This window comes from Aeromonas dhakensis (assembly GCF_000820305.1).
Classification (GTDB): Bacteria; Pseudomonadota; Gammaproteobacteria; order Enterobacterales; family Aeromonadaceae; genus Aeromonas; species Aeromonas dhakensis.
Genome location: NZ_CDBH01000061.1, coordinates 208,285 through 222,595 on the forward strand (window position 1 = coordinate 208,285; position 14,311 = coordinate 222,595).

At 64.1% G+C, this 14,311-nt stretch carries 12 protein-coding genes; 10 read left to right on the forward strand and 2 right to left on the reverse strand.

Annotated features, from left to right (window positions below):
* Positions 1 to 102: 102 nt before the first annotated feature.
* Together lysE and BN1143_RS17135 are read right to left on the reverse strand one after the other, a co-directional pair.
* Positions 103 to 723 carry an L-lysine exporter gene (gene lysE, locus BN1143_RS17130; RefSeq protein ID WP_017780388.1) on the reverse strand — a complete coding sequence of 207 codons (621 nt, stop codon included), beginning with the start codon at positions 721 to 723 and terminating at the stop codon, positions 103 to 105.
* A 213-nt stretch (positions 724 to 936) separates the two neighbouring features.
* Entirely contained in the window at positions 937 to 1,719 is a 783-nt protein-coding gene (locus BN1143_RS17135; RefSeq protein WP_005308457.1) for a LuxR family transcriptional regulator, read from the reverse strand.
* A gap of 62 nt (positions 1,720 to 1,781) precedes the next feature.
* Between BN1143_RS17135 and BN1143_RS17140 the strand changes: the two genes are divergently transcribed.
* The 10 genes from BN1143_RS17140 to BN1143_RS17185 all read left to right on the forward strand — a co-directional run bounded on the left by BN1143_RS17140 (position 1,782) and on the right by BN1143_RS17185 (position 14,269).
* A complete protein-coding gene (locus BN1143_RS17140) occupies positions 1,782 to 2,405 on the forward strand; it encodes an acyl-homoserine-lactone synthase (protein WP_017765215.1) in 624 nt (207 codons plus the stop codon).
* A 266-nt stretch (positions 2,406 to 2,671) separates the two neighbouring features.
* Positions 2,672 to 3,571 (forward strand): LysR family transcriptional regulator ArgP, encoded by a 900-nt coding sequence (locus BN1143_RS17145; protein ID WP_042051487.1) that lies wholly within the window; start codon positions 2,672 to 2,674, stop codon positions 3,569 to 3,571.
* An 86-nt stretch (positions 3,572 to 3,657) separates the two neighbouring features.
* Positions 3,658 to 5,679, forward strand: a complete 2,022-nt coding sequence (locus tag BN1143_RS17150) for an exoribonuclease II (RefSeq protein WP_042008632.1) — start codon at positions 3,658 to 3,660, stop codon at positions 5,677 to 5,679.
* Positions 5,680 to 5,866: 187 nt separating this feature from the next.
* Entirely contained in the window at positions 5,867 to 6,460 is a 594-nt protein-coding gene (locus BN1143_RS17155; protein WP_042051489.1) for a TetR/AcrR family transcriptional regulator, read from the forward strand.
* A gap of 21 nt (positions 6,461 to 6,481) precedes the next feature.
* Positions 6,482 to 7,528, forward strand: coding sequence for a DUF418 domain-containing protein (locus BN1143_RS17160; protein WP_042051490.1), 1,047 nt, complete (start codon positions 6,482 to 6,484; stop codon positions 7,526 to 7,528).
* A gap of 454 nt (positions 7,529 to 7,982) precedes the next feature.
* Complete coding sequence (locus BN1143_RS17165; protein ID WP_042051491.1) at positions 7,983 to 9,905, forward strand: PTS mannitol transporter subunit IICBA; 1,923 nt, start codon at positions 7,983 to 7,985, stop codon at positions 9,903 to 9,905.
* 37 nt (positions 9,906 to 9,942) lie between these two features.
* Complete coding sequence (locus BN1143_RS17170) at positions 9,943 to 11,088, forward strand: mannitol-1-phosphate 5-dehydrogenase (RefSeq protein WP_042051492.1); 1,146 nt, start codon at positions 9,943 to 9,945, stop codon at positions 11,086 to 11,088.
* Between the two features lie 113 nt (positions 11,089 to 11,201).
* Entirely contained in the window at positions 11,202 to 11,723 is a 522-nt protein-coding gene (locus tag BN1143_RS17175) for an MltR family transcriptional regulator (protein ID WP_017787436.1), read from the forward strand.
* Between the two features lie 168 nt (positions 11,724 to 11,891).
* The gene (locus BN1143_RS17180; RefSeq protein WP_010635247.1) at positions 11,892 to 13,679 is read left to right on the forward strand and encodes a cation:proton antiporter; all 1,788 of its coding nucleotides are present in this window, start codon (positions 11,892 to 11,894) and stop codon (positions 13,677 to 13,679) included.
* The gene (locus BN1143_RS17185; RefSeq protein ID WP_042051493.1) at positions 13,676 to 14,269 is read left to right on the forward strand and encodes a DNA-J related domain-containing protein; all 594 of its coding nucleotides are present in this window, start codon (positions 13,676 to 13,678) and stop codon (positions 14,267 to 14,269) included. The genes BN1143_RS17180 and BN1143_RS17185 overlap by 4 nt, the downstream gene beginning before the upstream one ends.
* Positions 14,270 to 14,311 lie beyond the last annotated feature (42 nt).

Here is a 14,311-nt window from a genome sequence, read left to right on the forward strand (position 1 = left end):
TTTATTAGAGTGTCGCTTTACCAGCGACGGGAATTTAACAGACGAATATGTCAGCGGATGAAGCCGGGGTGAATTTTTATGAGGTGCGGCACAAAAATAGCCTTATGACGCCAGCAAAGCCCCGCTCGCCAGCTGCAACGCCAACCCCAGCATGATGAAACCAACAATAGTATCAATAGCTTGCTGTACCCTGCCGCGGGCGAGCCAGGGCGAGAGAGCGGCCGCCCCGAACGCCAGGCTGTAGAACCAGACCAGCGAGGCCAGCATGGCCCCCGCCGCAAAGGCGGGCCGCAACTCTTCGGCAAACTGGCTGCCGAAGGATCCGAGCAGCATCAGGGTATCCAGGTAGACGTGGGGGTTGAGCAGGGTCACCCCGAGCGTCATGGCCAGCACGCTCTTGACCCCCATCAACTGGGGTGAGTCCGCAAGCGAAGCCCCCTGCCCACGCCAGGCGCTGCGCAGGGAACGGATACCGAACCAGCCGAGGAACAGCACGCCGCCCCAGGTCAGCAGGGCCAGTCCGATCGGGCTGGCCGCCAGCAGGTTGGCCCCGCCGAACACCCCGATGCCGATCAGCACGAGATCGCACAGGCAGCAGAGGGTCGCCGTCAGCAGATGGTGGTTGCGGTGGATACCCCGGCTCAGCACGAAGGCATTCTGGGCACCGATGGGGATGATCATGGCAAGGCCTAGGGTGAAGCCTTGCAGGGTGGTAGCAAACATGGATGAACCGTCCAGCAGAGTGATTGGACGGCACTATAAGGGGCGGCCAGACGTTTAGAGAAATTCATTAATCTGCTGAGCAATTTGTTTTGCTAATGACAGAGGGCTCGACCCAACCCCTTCGAGGTAGAAGGGGCTAGACCCGTTCATGGCTGTCAATTGCAGGATCTGACAATTGTTAGCCAGTCACTCTGCCCCGAGAATCATCGGGTTTTATTGCATCAGCTTGGGGAAGTTGGTGACCACGACCTGCTCGAGATTGGGCAGCAAGATGCCACTGCTCACCCCCTTGGCGATGGCCTGGTAGCGATTCATCGACCCCGTTTTACGGGTGACCTGATTGAGGTGGTAGTTCACGGTTCGCTCCGTGATCCCCAGGATGCAGGCGATTTCACTCGACGTTTTCCCTTCACTGGCCCAGAACAGGCATTCGGTCTCCCGGTCAGTCAGGGCCTCCTGAGGGTCATCGTCCCGCAGACTGACCCGCACAATCCGGATCGCCGCCTCGAAGATGTAGTTGGACATCCAGGAGAGGACGGGCGAGGACTCCAGCAGCAGATCGCTCGATGCCCGCTCGGCGGTGATGAACGACAGTATGCCGTTTTCCCCCGCCGCCCCGTGCAACGGAAACGAGATGCCGTTGCGCAGCCCGAACTCCGCCGCCAACCCCATCACGTCCAGACTGCCCTCTTGCAGAAAACGTGCTCGCTCATCCAGCCGGTTCCAGTAAATGGGCAAGGTCTGCTTGCGGGCCAATTGAATGATGGGATCACAGGCCAGCATATGGTTTGCCGTATAGGCCTGCACCCAGGAGTCGGGGCACTGATTGAACAGCACCACCTTGGGTCTTTGCATCGACATGGGAATGATCAGCGCAAACCGGTAGTAGTCGTAACCCATACCGAGCGTGAACCGACCGATCAACTCGGCCAGACGATCCCCGTCCGTTACCGAAGTGAAATGTTCGAGGTACTCAAGCAGTTGGTCTTGTTTCATAGGCTAGCCCCCCTGGCCAGGGCCTCGATTATAGCGCCGAACACTGAAATGGAGACATCTGAATGCTTGTTTTCAAAGGAAAATTAAAAGAACACCCCAGATGGGAGGTAGAAAACGAGCTTTATCGCTTTCGCAATCGCGTCTTCTCCGATCGCCTCGGCTGGGATGTGGAATCTCACCGTGGTCTGGAGCAGGACAGTTTCGATACCCCGGACACCCACTGGGTTCTGATTGAGGACGAAGAAGGCCTGTGTGGCTGCATCCGTCTGCTCAGCTGTGCCCAGGATTACATGCTGCCCAGCATCTTCCCCACCGCCCTCGCCGGCGAAGCCCCGCCGCGCAGCAACGACGTGTGGGAACTGACCCGCCTCGCCATCGATGCCGAACGGGCACCGCGCCTGGGCAACGGGGTCAGCGAGCTGACCTGCGTCATCTTCCGCGAGGTCTATGCCTTCGCCAGGGCGAAGGGGATCCGCGAGCTGGTTGCCGTGGTCAGCCTGCCGGTAGAGCGGATCTTCCGCCGCCTCGGCCTGCCCATCGAGCGGCTCGGTCACCGCCAGGCGGTGGATCTGGGCGCCGTGCGCGGGGTGGGGATCCGCTTCCATCTGGACGAGCGTTTCGCCCGTGCCGTCGGTCAGCCCCTGCAGGGTGCCTATGACGAAGCCCGCGAGCTGGTCACCGAATAAGGGTGACGCAAAAAAATCCCGGGGTAAGACCCGGGATTAAAAGTTCTCGCTATGGCCCGTTTCCACCCCATGCAAAAACGGACGCAAAAGAGTATCCACTGAATGCCTTTTGACCACCACTGTCACATCTCACAGTGACAAACCCGCTTTGACCCCACAGCCCTTGTCCCGCCTGCGCTGCCGACATTTTCAGCGCTCTTCGGTTGTTCTCTCGCCACCACTTGAGTAGCATCCCTTCTCAATCTCCCTGCTGATAAGGAATGCTGATGAAGGCGTTGGACTACAAGCTGCTGCTGGCGCTGGATGCGGTGATGCAGGAGCAGAACTTCGAGCGCGCCGCCCAGCGCCTGCACATCACCCAGTCCGCCATCTCCCAGCGCATCAAGCAGCTGGAGCAGCAGTTTGCCGAGCCGCTGATCATTCGCGGCCAGCCGCTGCAGGCCACCGCGCTCGGGCAGAAGCTGCTGGCCCACTACCGCCAGGTACGCCAGCTGGAACTGGAGCTGGCCGGCGAGCTCTCTCCCGCCGAACCCCAGGCGCCGATCCGGGTCAGCATTGCCGTCAATGCCGACAGCCTGGCCACCTGGTTTCTGCCCGCCCTGGCGCCGCTGCTGGAACAGCACCCCATCGAGCTCAACCTGCTGGTAGATGACGAGAGCCGCACCCTGGATCGGGTGCGCGAGGGGCAGGCGTTCGGCGCCGTCAGCCTGCACGGCCAGCCGCTGGCGGGCTGCTGCGTCGACGAGCTCGGCGAGATGCGTTACCTGCTCACCGCCAACCCCGCCTTCGTCGAGCGCCACTTCCCGCAGGGGTTGACCCTGGCGGCGCTGGCCAAGGCGCCGGCGGTGGCCTTCGATCAGCGCGACGACATGCATGTCAGCTACATGGCCCGCCACTTCGGGCTGGAGCCCGGCGGCTACCCCTGCCACACGGTGCGCTCGTCGGAGGCCTTCGTCGCCATGGCCGAGCAGGGGCTGGCCTGCTGCCTCATCCCGGAACTGCAGATCCGTCGCCAGCTGGCGGAGGGGTCATTGCTCGATCTCAACCCGGAACAGCACCTGATAGAGCGACTCTACTGGCACCGCTGGGTGCTGGAGCGCGGGCTGCACAAACAGATATCCCAGCGTCTGATCGAGCAGGGTCGCCGGGCGCTGCAACGCCCCTGACAGGGCCATTCACCTTGGCTTTGGAGGGGTAAAAACGTATAGTGCTGGGCGATTAACCACCAGGTCTCCACTCAGGTTCCCCATTTATGTTCCAAGACAATCCGCTGCTGGCCCAGCTCAAGCAACAAATCCGCGAAAACATCCCCAAGAAAGAGGGTGTGATCCGCGCCTCCGATCGGGGCTTCGGCTTCCTGGAGGTCGATGAGAAGACCAGCTATTTCGTGCCGCCTCCCTACATGAAAAAGGTGATGCACGGTGACCGGGTGACCGCCCTGATCCGCACCGAGAAAGAGAAGGAAGTGGCCGAGCCGGATGAGCTGCTGGAGCAGTCCGTCACCCGCTTCGTGGCCCGCGTCAAGATGTTCCGCGACCGCCTCAACGTGGTGGCCGATCATCCGCTGATCAAGGATGCCATCAAGGCCCGCGTCAAGAAGGGGCTGGACGAGAAAGAGTTCAAGGAAGGGGACTGGGTGGTCGCCACCCTCAAGCGTCACGCCCTGGTGGACGGCAACTTCTCCGCCGAGATCACCCAGAAGATCGCCGCCCAGGAAGATCACAACGTGCCCTGGTGGGTGGTGCTGGCGCGCCACAACCTGGCCCAGGTCGAGCCGGCGGATCTGCCGGAGTGGAAGGTGATCGAAGAGGAAGAGCTGCCCCGCACCGATCTGACCGCGACCCCCTTCTTCACCATCGACGGCGCCAAGACCAAGGACATGGACGATGCCCTGGCCATCCGCAAGCTGGACAACGGCTGGGAGCTGCTGGTCGCCATCGCCGACCCGACCGCCTATGTGGCCGAAGGGAGCGAGCTGGACAAGGAGGCCGCCCAGCGCGCCTTCACCGTCTACATGCCGGGCCGCAACGTGCCGATGATCCCGCGCACCCTCTCCGACGAGCTCTGCTCCCTGAAAGAGGGCGAGGAGCGCAACACCCTGTGCGCCCGCCTGCTGATCGCCGAGGATGGCCTGCTGCTGGAGGAGACCGAGTTCTTCGCCGCCCGCATCTGCTCCCACGCCCGCCTCAACTATGACGACGTCTCCGACTGGGCCGAACACGGCAAAGCGCTGGATATCGACGCAGGCGTGCTGGCCCAGCTGCCGTTGATGAAGGCGATGACCGAGGCGCGCATCAAGTGGCGCACCGAGCACGCCCTGGTGTTCCCGGACCGCCCCGACTACGACTTCGAGCTGGGAGAGAACGGCGCTGTGCTGGCCATCCACGTCGAGCCACGCCGCATCGCCAACCGCATGGTGGAAGAGTCGATGATCGCCGCCAACATCTGCGCCGGTCGTGTGCTGGGCAAGAGCGTCGGCTACGGCATCTTCAACGTCCACACCGGCTTTGACGAGGAGTCCCTCGACGGCGCCATCGATCTGCTGAAAAGCGCCGAGGCCCCGTTCGAGAAGGAAGAGATCGCCAGCCTGTCCGGCTTCTGCGCCCTGCGCCGCTGGATCGACAGCCTGGACACCCGCTGGCTGGACGGCAAGATCCGCCGCTTCCAGAGCTATGCCCTGATGTCCGCCGAACCGGGTGCCCACTACGGCCTGGGGCTGGATGCCTACGCCACCTGGACCTCACCGATCCGCAAGTACGGCGACATGGTCAACCATCGCCTGCTCAAGGCCGTCATCGCCGGCAAGACCCCGGGTGAGCGCCCGAGCCTGGAGCTGACCGAGCACCTGACCGCCTGCCGTCGCCTGCACCGCATGGTGGAGCGCGACATCGGCGACTGGCTCTATGTGCGCTACCTGAAGGCCGATGCGGGCACCGACAAGGTGTTCAACGCCGAGATCATCGACGTGATGCGTGCCGGCCTCAAGCTGCGCCTGCAGGAGAACGGTGCCGTGGTGTTCATGCCCGCCCGCCACATCCTCGACAACAAGGAGCGGCTGGAGTGCAACTGGGACAACGGCCGCGTCTATCTGGACAAGACCGAGGTGGTCTACGAGCTCGGCCAGATCATCGAGGTCAAGCTGACCGAAGCGGTGGAAGAGACCCGCTCCCTCATCGCCAAGCCGGCGGTGGAGCTGGTGCCGGGCCCGGCGCCGGTCGCCCCGGTGAGCGAAGCCGAAGCCGCACCGGCGGCGGAAGCTCCCAAGGCCGAATAAGCCAGATCTTCCCTCCTTGCAAAAGCCCGCACCCTGCGGGCTTTTTTATTGGGTCATGCCGCCCGCCGAGTCAGCAGATCACTTTTTGTACGCCCCGAGCTTGCCAGTGGCTCGTCACGGGCATAGAGTGAATCCACAAATGAACGAACGTTCGCTCATAAAGAGTTTTCAGGCAAGAGGCATCCCTATGACCACCAACAACCTGCGGCTGGAGCAGCGGCGCGAGCAGATCATCCAGGCGGCGCTCGGCTGCTTTATCGAGCGGGGCTTCCACCAGACCGGCATGCGCGACATCGCCGCCGCCGCCGGGGTGAGCCTCGGCAACCTCTACAACCACTTCGCCCGCAAGGAAGAGCTGATCGCCCACATCGCCTCGCTGGAGGCGGCCGAGCTGCAACCCCTGCTGGATGAGCTGGTCCAGGGGCCGGCCCGGGCGGCGCTGGCCCGCTTCGCCGCCGGCTACCTCGCCTGGTCGCTGGCCCCGGAAAACCTGCTGCTCGGCACCGAGATCCTGGCCGAGCTGGCCCGCCACCCCGAGATGGCAGCCACCTTCGCCAGTAACCAGCGCCAGCTGTGCGATGCCCTGGCGGCGACGGTGCACCGTGGCCAGCAGGCGGGAGAGCTGGCCGCCCACCTGCAGCCGGATCTCACGGCCCAGCTGCTGCTGGACGCGTTGGAAGGTCAGGCGGTGCGCCACGCCCTGGCCCTGCATCCAGAGCAGGCGCCGGTGGAGCAAAGGTTGCCGTCCCTGCTGGAGCAGCTGTTAGGCCCGGCCTGCTGATCACCCCAAGGAGTCACCACCATGACGACCCCGCACAATCGACTGGAAGGACTGGATCTGGCCCGCGCCATGGCCCTGCTCGGCATGGTGCTGGTGAATTTTCGCATCGCCATGGGGGTGTTGGCGGGCGGGCCGGCCTGGCTCAAGCCCCTGCTGGATGTGCTGGAGGGGCGCTCCGCCGCCAGCTTCGTGGTGCTGGCCGGCATCGGGCTCGGACTGTCGACCCGCAAGCTGGCGTGGTCGGCGGCCATAACCCACACCGCCAGGCGGGCCCTGTTTCTGCTGATCGTGGGGCTGCTCAACTACCTGGTGTTTCCGGCCGACATCATCCACTACTACGCCGTCTACTTTCTGCTGGGGGCCTGCTGTCTCCGGCTTCCCTCCCCCTGGCTGCTGGCCCTGATCCCGCTGCTGGCGGCAAGCTTCGTCGGCCTGCTGTTCCTGCTCGATTACGATCGGGGCTGGCAGTGGCACAGCTTCAGCTATCCCGAGTTCTGGACCCTGGCCGGTTTCGTCCGCAATCTGCTGTTCAACGGCTGGCACCCGGTGGTGCCCTGGCTGGGCTTTCTGCTCTACGGCCTCTGGCTGAGCCGCCAATCTCTGGCCAATCCGCTCACCCAGCGCTGGCTGTTGGCCGGCGGGGTGAGTGCCATGGCGCTGGCCAGGGGGCTGTCGCTCTGGTTGCCGACCCTCTTGCCGAACCCAGAGCTGGCGCCGTTGCTGGCGACCCAGCCCATTCCCCCGGCGCCGCTCTACCTGCTGTTCGGCATGGGCGCGGCCAGTACCCTGATCGCCCTCTGTCTCTGGCTGGGACGCGCCCTGCCCGAGGCCCGCTGGTGGCGAGTGTGGCTGCCGGTCGGCCGGCAGACCCTGACCCTCTATCTGGCTCACATCATGCTCGGCATGGGGATGCTGGAGGCCATCGGCTGGCTGCAGGGGCAGGATCTGCCCGAGGTGGTGCTGGCCGCCGGCCTCTTCACCCTGGCGGCGCTGCTGTTTGCCAATCTCTGGAGTCAGCGCTTCGAGAGAGGCCCGCTGGAGTGGCTGATGCGTCGGCTCTGCGGCTGAAGGAGATCATGAAAAACTGAAAGTGGGTTACAAAATAATTGACTCATTGGTTATTTGAATGTGGATTCAAGAAATCCATCGTCAACACCCTCAGTTTTCAGGTCGGACGGATCGCCCCATTTGAATACAAATAATGAAAATGAGAAGCAGATCACATTGACAGCAGGTTTGCGCAAACAGCAAAGAGTGACTGGAATCACATAAAAACGATACTCGCGGCAGCAAAGATCGAAATGTAGCCGAAATACAGAGAATGAATGTGATCAACGTCACTATGAAGGGAGGGGGGAGGTCGAGGTATTTGAGATCTGCGTCACAAGACACCCCGTTTTCAGCCTAATTTGATCACAAGCTGGTAGATTGAAGTTGCTTAGACGACAGGGATGGCGGTTCGGCAAAACCGGCCAGCCCGACTACCACTTTTAATCAAACAGGCTTAAAACGGGGTCCCGACATGTTATCACCGGATACCAAAGTCAAGATACAGAATTTTGGACGCTTCCTGTCCAATATGGTCATGCCCAACATAGGCGCCTTCATCGCCTGGGGCTTTATTACCGCCCTCTTCATCCCCACCGGCTGGCTGCCGAGCGAAACCTTGGCCAAGCTGGTCGGCCCCATGATCACCTACCTGCTGCCACTGCTGATTGGCTATACCGGCGGCAAGCTGATGGGCGGTGAGCGCGGCGGCGTGGTCGGTGCCATCACCACCATGGGCGTCATCGTGGGGACCGACATTCCCATGTTCATGGGCGCCATGATGGTCGGCCCGCTCGGTGGCTGGGCCATCAAGCGGTTTGACAAGGCGATGGAAGGTCGCGTCAAGAGCGGCTTCGAGATGCTAGTCAACAACTTCTCCGCCGGCCTCATCGGCATGCTGCTGGCAATCCTCGCCTTCTTCGTGATCGGCCCCTTCGTCAAGGTGCTCTCCGGCGTACTGGCCGGTGGCGTCGGCTTCCTGGTGGACAACAACCTGCTGCCGCTCACCTCCATCTTCGTCGAACCGGCCAAGATCCTGTTCCTCAACAATGCCATCAACCACGGCATCTTCTCGCCGCTGGGGATCCAGCAGGCCACCGAGCACGGCCGCTCCATCTTCTTCCTGATCGAAGCGAACCCGGGCCCGGGCATGGGCGTGCTGCTGGCCTACATGGTGTTCGGTCGCGGCGCCGCCAAGCAGTCCGCTGCTGGTGCCTCCATCATTCACTTCTTCGGCGGCATCCACGAGATCTACTTCCCGTACGTGCTGATGAACCCGCGCCTCATCCTAGCGGTGATCGCCGGCGGCATGACCGGGGTGTTCACCCTGACCCTGTTCAACGCAGGTCTGGTCTCACCCGCCTCGCCGGGTTCCATCTTCGCCGTGCTGTTGATGACACCGAAAGCCTCCCTGATCGGGGTCGCCCTCTCCATCATCAGCGCCACCCTGGTCTCCTTCCTGGTCGCCGCCGTGTTCGTGCGTGCCCAGCAGCCGGAAGCCGACGAGGCCGATGCATTGGGTGAAGCCACCCGCAAGATGAAAGCCATGAAGGGTGCCAAGCCCGAGACCGCCGCAGCCAAGAAGCCGGGCGGTGAACTGATGGCGGTGCGCAACATCGTCGTCGCCTGCGATGCGGGCATGGGATCCAGCGCCATGGGCGCCGGCCTGCTGCGCAAGCGGGTGCAGGCCGCCGGCCTCGACATCAGCGTCACCAACCGTGCCATCGATCAGCTTGACGATCAGGTGGACTGGGTCATCACCCACCAGGATCTGACCGAGCGGGCCCGTCGCCACGCGCCGCACGCCCACCACATCTCGCTCACCAACTTCCTCGACAACGGTCTCTATCAGGAGCTGGTACAGAGCCTGACCCAGGCCGCCAACGATGACGTCGCCAACCCGCAGCTGCTGGTGGCTGCCAACGACGACAGCTACGAGCCGCAAGCGGCCGAAGTGTTCACCCTGAGCCGGCATGACGTGCACCTGGGGCTCAAGGCCGACAACAAGGAGGCCGCCATCCGGGCTGCCGGCAAGCTGCTGGCGGAACGGGGCTACGTGGCGCCCGACTACGTCAACGCCATGCTGGAGCGCGAACAGCTGGTCTCCACCTACCTTGGTGAATCCATCGCCGTGCCCCATGGCACCATCGCCGCCAAGGAGTTTGTGAAGCGCACCGGCATCGTCATCTGCCAATACCCGGCCGGGGTCGCCTTCGGCGAGGCGGCCGATGAAGTGGCGCGGCTGGTGATCGGCATCGCCGCCCGCAACGACGAACACATGCAGGTGATAACCCGCCTGACCAATGCACTGGACGAACCCGGTCTCATCGACCGGCTGGCCAGCACCCAGGATCCCCAGGAGTTCCTGGATCTGCTGGGTGCCGAACAGGCGGCCTGATCGTCCTTCATCGTCTTTGGTTCAAGAGGTTAATATCATGAAAACATTGCATTTTGGTGCCGGTAATATCGGTCGCGGCTTCATCGGAAAACTGCTGGCTGACGCCAGCCACCAGGTCACCTTCGCCGACGTCAACGAGACCCTGATCGACCAGCTCAACCACCGCCAAGAGTACAAGGTGCACGTGGTGGGAGCGGATCAGAAGCTGGACGTGGTGCGCAACGTGGCGGCGGTGAGCTCCGCCGGCCACGAGGTGATCGCCCGCATCATCACCGCCGATCTGGTCACCACCGCGGTCGGCCCCAACATTCTGGACAAGATTGCCAGCACCCTGGCCCAGGGGCTGCAGGCCCGCTTCGATGCCGGCAACCTGACGCCGCTCAACGTCATCGCCTGCGAGAACATGGTGCGCGGCACCAGCCACCTCAAGCAGGAGGTACTCAAGTACCTGCCGGTCGCGTATCATGCCACCCTCGACGCCTGCATCGGCTTCGTCGACTCGGCGGTGGACCGCATCGTCCCGCCGGCTGCGGCCAACGATGATCCGCTGGAAGTGACGGTGGAGAGCTTCAGCGAGTGGATCGTCGACCAGACCCAGTTCAAGGGCAAGCTGCCCCAGGTGGCGGGCATGGAGCCCACCGACAACCTGATGGCCTTCGTCGAGCGCAAGCTGTTCACCCTCAACACCGGCCACATCGTCACTGCCTACCTCGGCAAGCTGAGGGGCTATCGCACCATTCGCGAGGCGATCGAGGATCCGCTGATCCGCAGCAAGGTACGCCGCGCCATGGAGGAGAGCGGCGCCGTGCTGGTGCAACGCTACGGTTTCGACCCGCGCCTGCACGCCGCCTACATCGAGAAGATCCTGGCCCGCTTCGCCAACCCCTATCTGGTGGACGAGATTGACCGGGTCGGCCGTCAGCCGCTGCGCAAGCTGGCGGCGGGGGATCGGCTGGTGAAGCCGTTGCTCGGCACCCTGGAGTACGGCCTGCCCAGCGATCACCTGCAGGAGGGGATCGCCGCTGCGCTGCACTATCGCAATGCCGATGACCCGCAGGCGGTGGAGCTGCAACAGCTGCTGGCGGAGCTGGGCCCGGCCCAGGCCCTGGCGCGCATCACCGGCCTGACCGCCGACAGCGACATCGTCAGCGCCATCGTCACCCGTTATGGCAATTTGAAGTGACCTGATGAGGCGCCACCGTGCCGGCCCGCTCAGGCCGGCCACCAAAGCGCCTCATACGATAAAAACCGGGAGAGAGGCCCACTCTCTCCCAGTCAGCTGGACCCAATGCACTTATGACCACACACCAGGAAGATGAAGTACTGGAACGACTGAACGAGCAGGATGGCCCCCGCGGCTTCTTTCTCGAAGTCGTGACCATCCTGGAAGAGGCGGTCGACTCCCTGATGCGACGCGCGTTCCGTCAGGAGGAGTATGCCGTCAAATACGCCATCGAACCTTTGCTCAACCAGAGCGGCCCCCTCGGCCAGCTGGAGGTACGCCTCAAGCTCATCTTCGCCCTCGGCCTCATCTCCCTCGAGCGCTATCAGGATCTCGAGGCTTACCTGAAGATCCGCGATTTTCTGGTGCGCGACCCCAAGGATTACCGCTTCAGCGACAAGCCGATCCGCGATCTGCTGGCACGCCTGCACGGCGTCAACCAGGGCGGCATGATGCCGCAGGAGGCCCCCGCCAACGAGGAGGACTGGCCCTTCTACCAGATGCAGCTGAACCGGCTCGATCAGGTGGTGCGCTCGGCGCTGGTGCTGGCGGTGGCCGACTGCGTCACCGAACTCCACAAAGAGAGCCCCATCTAATCCGGCTGATGGCCGCAACCTGCGGCCCCCTGCCTCGCCTTCCCAGCAACCGTGACGCCCGCTGTCGCGCGACCCGCTTCCCCCCTTGCTCCCGCCGCCGGCTGGTGTCAATCTGACCATCTTCCCCACTACACTTCCTCCAGGTCCATTGCCCCAACCGAGGTCTGCATGATCGCTCTCTCCCTGGCCGGGATCGCCCTGGTCTCAGTGCTGGCCCAGTGGCTCGCCTGGTCGCTGCGGGTACCCGCCATCCTGTTTCTGCTGCTCACCGGCCTGTTGCTGGGACCGGTCGGCGGCCTGCTCGACCCCGATGCCCTGCTCGGCGACCTGCTGTTCCCGCTGGTCTCCCTGTCGGTCGCCATCATCCTGTTCGAGGGGGCGCTCACCCTGCACCTTGCCGAGCTCAAGGGGATCGGCAAGGTGGTGCGCAACCTCTGCTCCACCGGCATGCTGGTGAGCTTCGCCGTCATCGGCAGCGCCGGTTACTTCCTGCTGGGGCTGGACTGGCGGGTCGCCATGGTACTCGGCGCCGTGCTGGTGGTGACCGGCCCCACCGTGGTCGCCCCCATGCTCAACGTGATCCGCCCGACCCGGGAGGTGGACCGCATCCTGCGCTGGGAGGGGATCGTCATCGATCCCATCGGCGCCCTGTTTGCGGTGCTGGTGTTCGAGGCGGTGCGCCTCGGCAGCCAGGGGGATCTGGTCGGCCACACCCTGCTGGCGCTGGCCAAGACGGTGGGGGTGGGCTCGCTCATCGGGGTCGGTGCCGGCTGGCTCACCACCCTGCTGATCCGCAAGGACTGGCTGCCGGTCAGTCTGCACAAGTTCGGGGTGCTGGCGCTGGTGCTGGTCACCTTCAGCCTCTCCAACTGGCTCAGCCACGAATCCGGCCTGCTGGCGGTGACCGTGTTCGGCATCTGGCTCGCCAATCAGGAGGGGCTGGATCTGGAGGAGGTGCTGGCCTTCAAGGAGGATCTCGCCGTCATCCTCATCTCCTCCCTCTTCATCCTGCTGGCGGCCCGCCTCGATCTTGCCCAGCTCTGGCAGCTCGGCCCCATGGTGCTGGCGCTGCTGTGCGTGGTGCAGTTCGTGGCGCGTCCGCTCTGCATCCTGGTCTCCACCTGGGGATCCGATCTCTCCTGGCGGGCCCGTGCCCTGCTCGGCTGGATCGCGCCGCGCGGCATAGTGGCGGCGGCGGTCAGCGCCTCCTTCGCCATCAGCCTGCATGAAGCCGGCATTGCCGATGCGGACAAGCTGGTGCCGCTGGTGTTTGCGGTGATCATCTCCACCGTGGTGCTGCAGAGCCTCACTTCGGCACCGCTGGCCGGGCTGCTCAAGATGCGCCAAAGCGCCCCCAACACCTGGCTCATCATCGGGGCCAACTCGGTGGCGCGGGCCATCGGCCGGGCGCTGGCAGATCAGGGGGTGCCGGTCCAGCTCTGCGATCCAGCCTGGGAGTTCTGCCGTCAGGCGCGCATGAGCAACCTGCCCTGCTACTTCGGCAACCCGCAATCCGAACACGCCGAGCTGCACCTGCCGCTCACCAGCATCAGTACCGTGCTGGCGCTCTCCCCCAACCGCCACAACAACGCCCTCGGCGTGCTGCACTTCGCCCACCTCTACGGCGAGGAGAAGGTCTACTCGTTGCGCTCCAGCGAGCAGCACGGCAAGGCCAACCGGGAGAGCGCCACCTTCCGCGCCCGTCAGAACCTGTTCGGTCCCGATATCAACTACGCCCGGTTGAGCGGCCTGCTGAGCCGGGGTGGCCAGATCAAGGCGACCCGGCTGAGCGAGGCGTTCGACTGGGCCCAGTATCAGGAGGCCAACCCGGGCGCCATCCCGCTGTTCGTGCTGGATGGCAAGGGGCGGACCCGCATCGTCACCGGTCCCGTCGAGCCACTGGCCGGGGAGCTGCTGATCGCCCTGCAGCCCCCCAAAGAGGGAGCCGGCCAGTGAACTCTGCCGAATCGACCGCCGAGCCGACCGCCAACCCGCTGCTCGCCCCGCTGCTGGCACTGCTCAGGCAGGCCAGCGGCAGCTACAAGGTGCACGAGCTGCTGGCCGAGCTGCGCCGCCTGGAGGCCATCCCGCCCCTGCCGGGGGATGAGCAGCTGCAGCTGTTTCGGCTCAACTTCCTCATCATGAACGCCCTCTACCAGCTGCAGGCCGAGCTTCATGGCGAAGGGTGGTGGCTGCTGATCAGCACCCTGGATATCCGGCTCGAACCACTCGCCACCCGCGAGGGGGGAAGCGCCCTCGCCCGGGGCGAGGCGCTGCGCAGTTACTACCTCGACTGGCAGGTGTTCTGGCAGACCGACCGGGAGGAGGTGGAGGCGCTGCTCGGCAGTTTCTGGCGGGCCTACGCACGGGATGAACACAGGGCCGAGGCGCTGACCCTGTTCGCCCTGCCGGCCGGGGCGGGGCCTGACGCCATCCGCCGCCGCTGGCGTGAGCTGGCACTGCAACACCATCCGGATCGGGGGGGCGATGCCGACACCTTCATCCGCCTGCGCTGGGCCTGGGAACACCTCAAGACGGCCAAATGAGCCGCCTGATGGCGGCCGCAACCACTAGACTTGAAGTGGCAT

Excerpts from the sequence above, each read along its gene's own strand:
- lysE (WP_017780388.1), bottom strand. The coding sequence starts at position 723 with ATGTTTGCTACCACCCTGCAAGGCTTCACCCTAGGCCTTGCCATGATC.
- BN1143_RS17135 (WP_005308457.1), bottom strand. The coding sequence starts at position 1,719 with ATGAAACAAGACCAACTGCTTGAGTACCTCGAACATTTCACTTCGGTA.
- BN1143_RS17140 (WP_017765215.1), top strand. The coding sequence starts at position 1,782 with ATGCTTGTTTTCAAAGGAAAATTAAAAGAACACCCCAGATGGGAGGTA.
- BN1143_RS17145 (WP_042051487.1), top strand. The coding sequence starts at position 2,672 with ATGAAGGCGTTGGACTACAAGCTGCTGCTGGCGCTGGATGCGGTGATG.
- BN1143_RS17150 (WP_042008632.1), top strand. The coding sequence starts at position 3,658 with ATGTTCCAAGACAATCCGCTGCTGGCCCAGCTCAAGCAACAAATCCGC.
- BN1143_RS17155 (WP_042051489.1), top strand. The coding sequence starts at position 5,867 with ATGACCACCAACAACCTGCGGCTGGAGCAGCGGCGCGAGCAGATCATC.
- BN1143_RS17160 (WP_042051490.1), top strand. The coding sequence starts at position 6,482 with ATGACGACCCCGCACAATCGACTGGAAGGACTGGATCTGGCCCGCGCC.
- BN1143_RS17165 (WP_042051491.1), top strand. The coding sequence starts at position 7,983 with ATGTTATCACCGGATACCAAAGTCAAGATACAGAATTTTGGACGCTTC.
- BN1143_RS17170 (WP_042051492.1), top strand. The coding sequence starts at position 9,943 with ATGAAAACATTGCATTTTGGTGCCGGTAATATCGGTCGCGGCTTCATC.
- BN1143_RS17175 (WP_017787436.1), top strand. The coding sequence starts at position 11,202 with ATGACCACACACCAGGAAGATGAAGTACTGGAACGACTGAACGAGCAG.
- BN1143_RS17180 (WP_010635247.1), top strand. The coding sequence starts at position 11,892 with ATGATCGCTCTCTCCCTGGCCGGGATCGCCCTGGTCTCAGTGCTGGCC.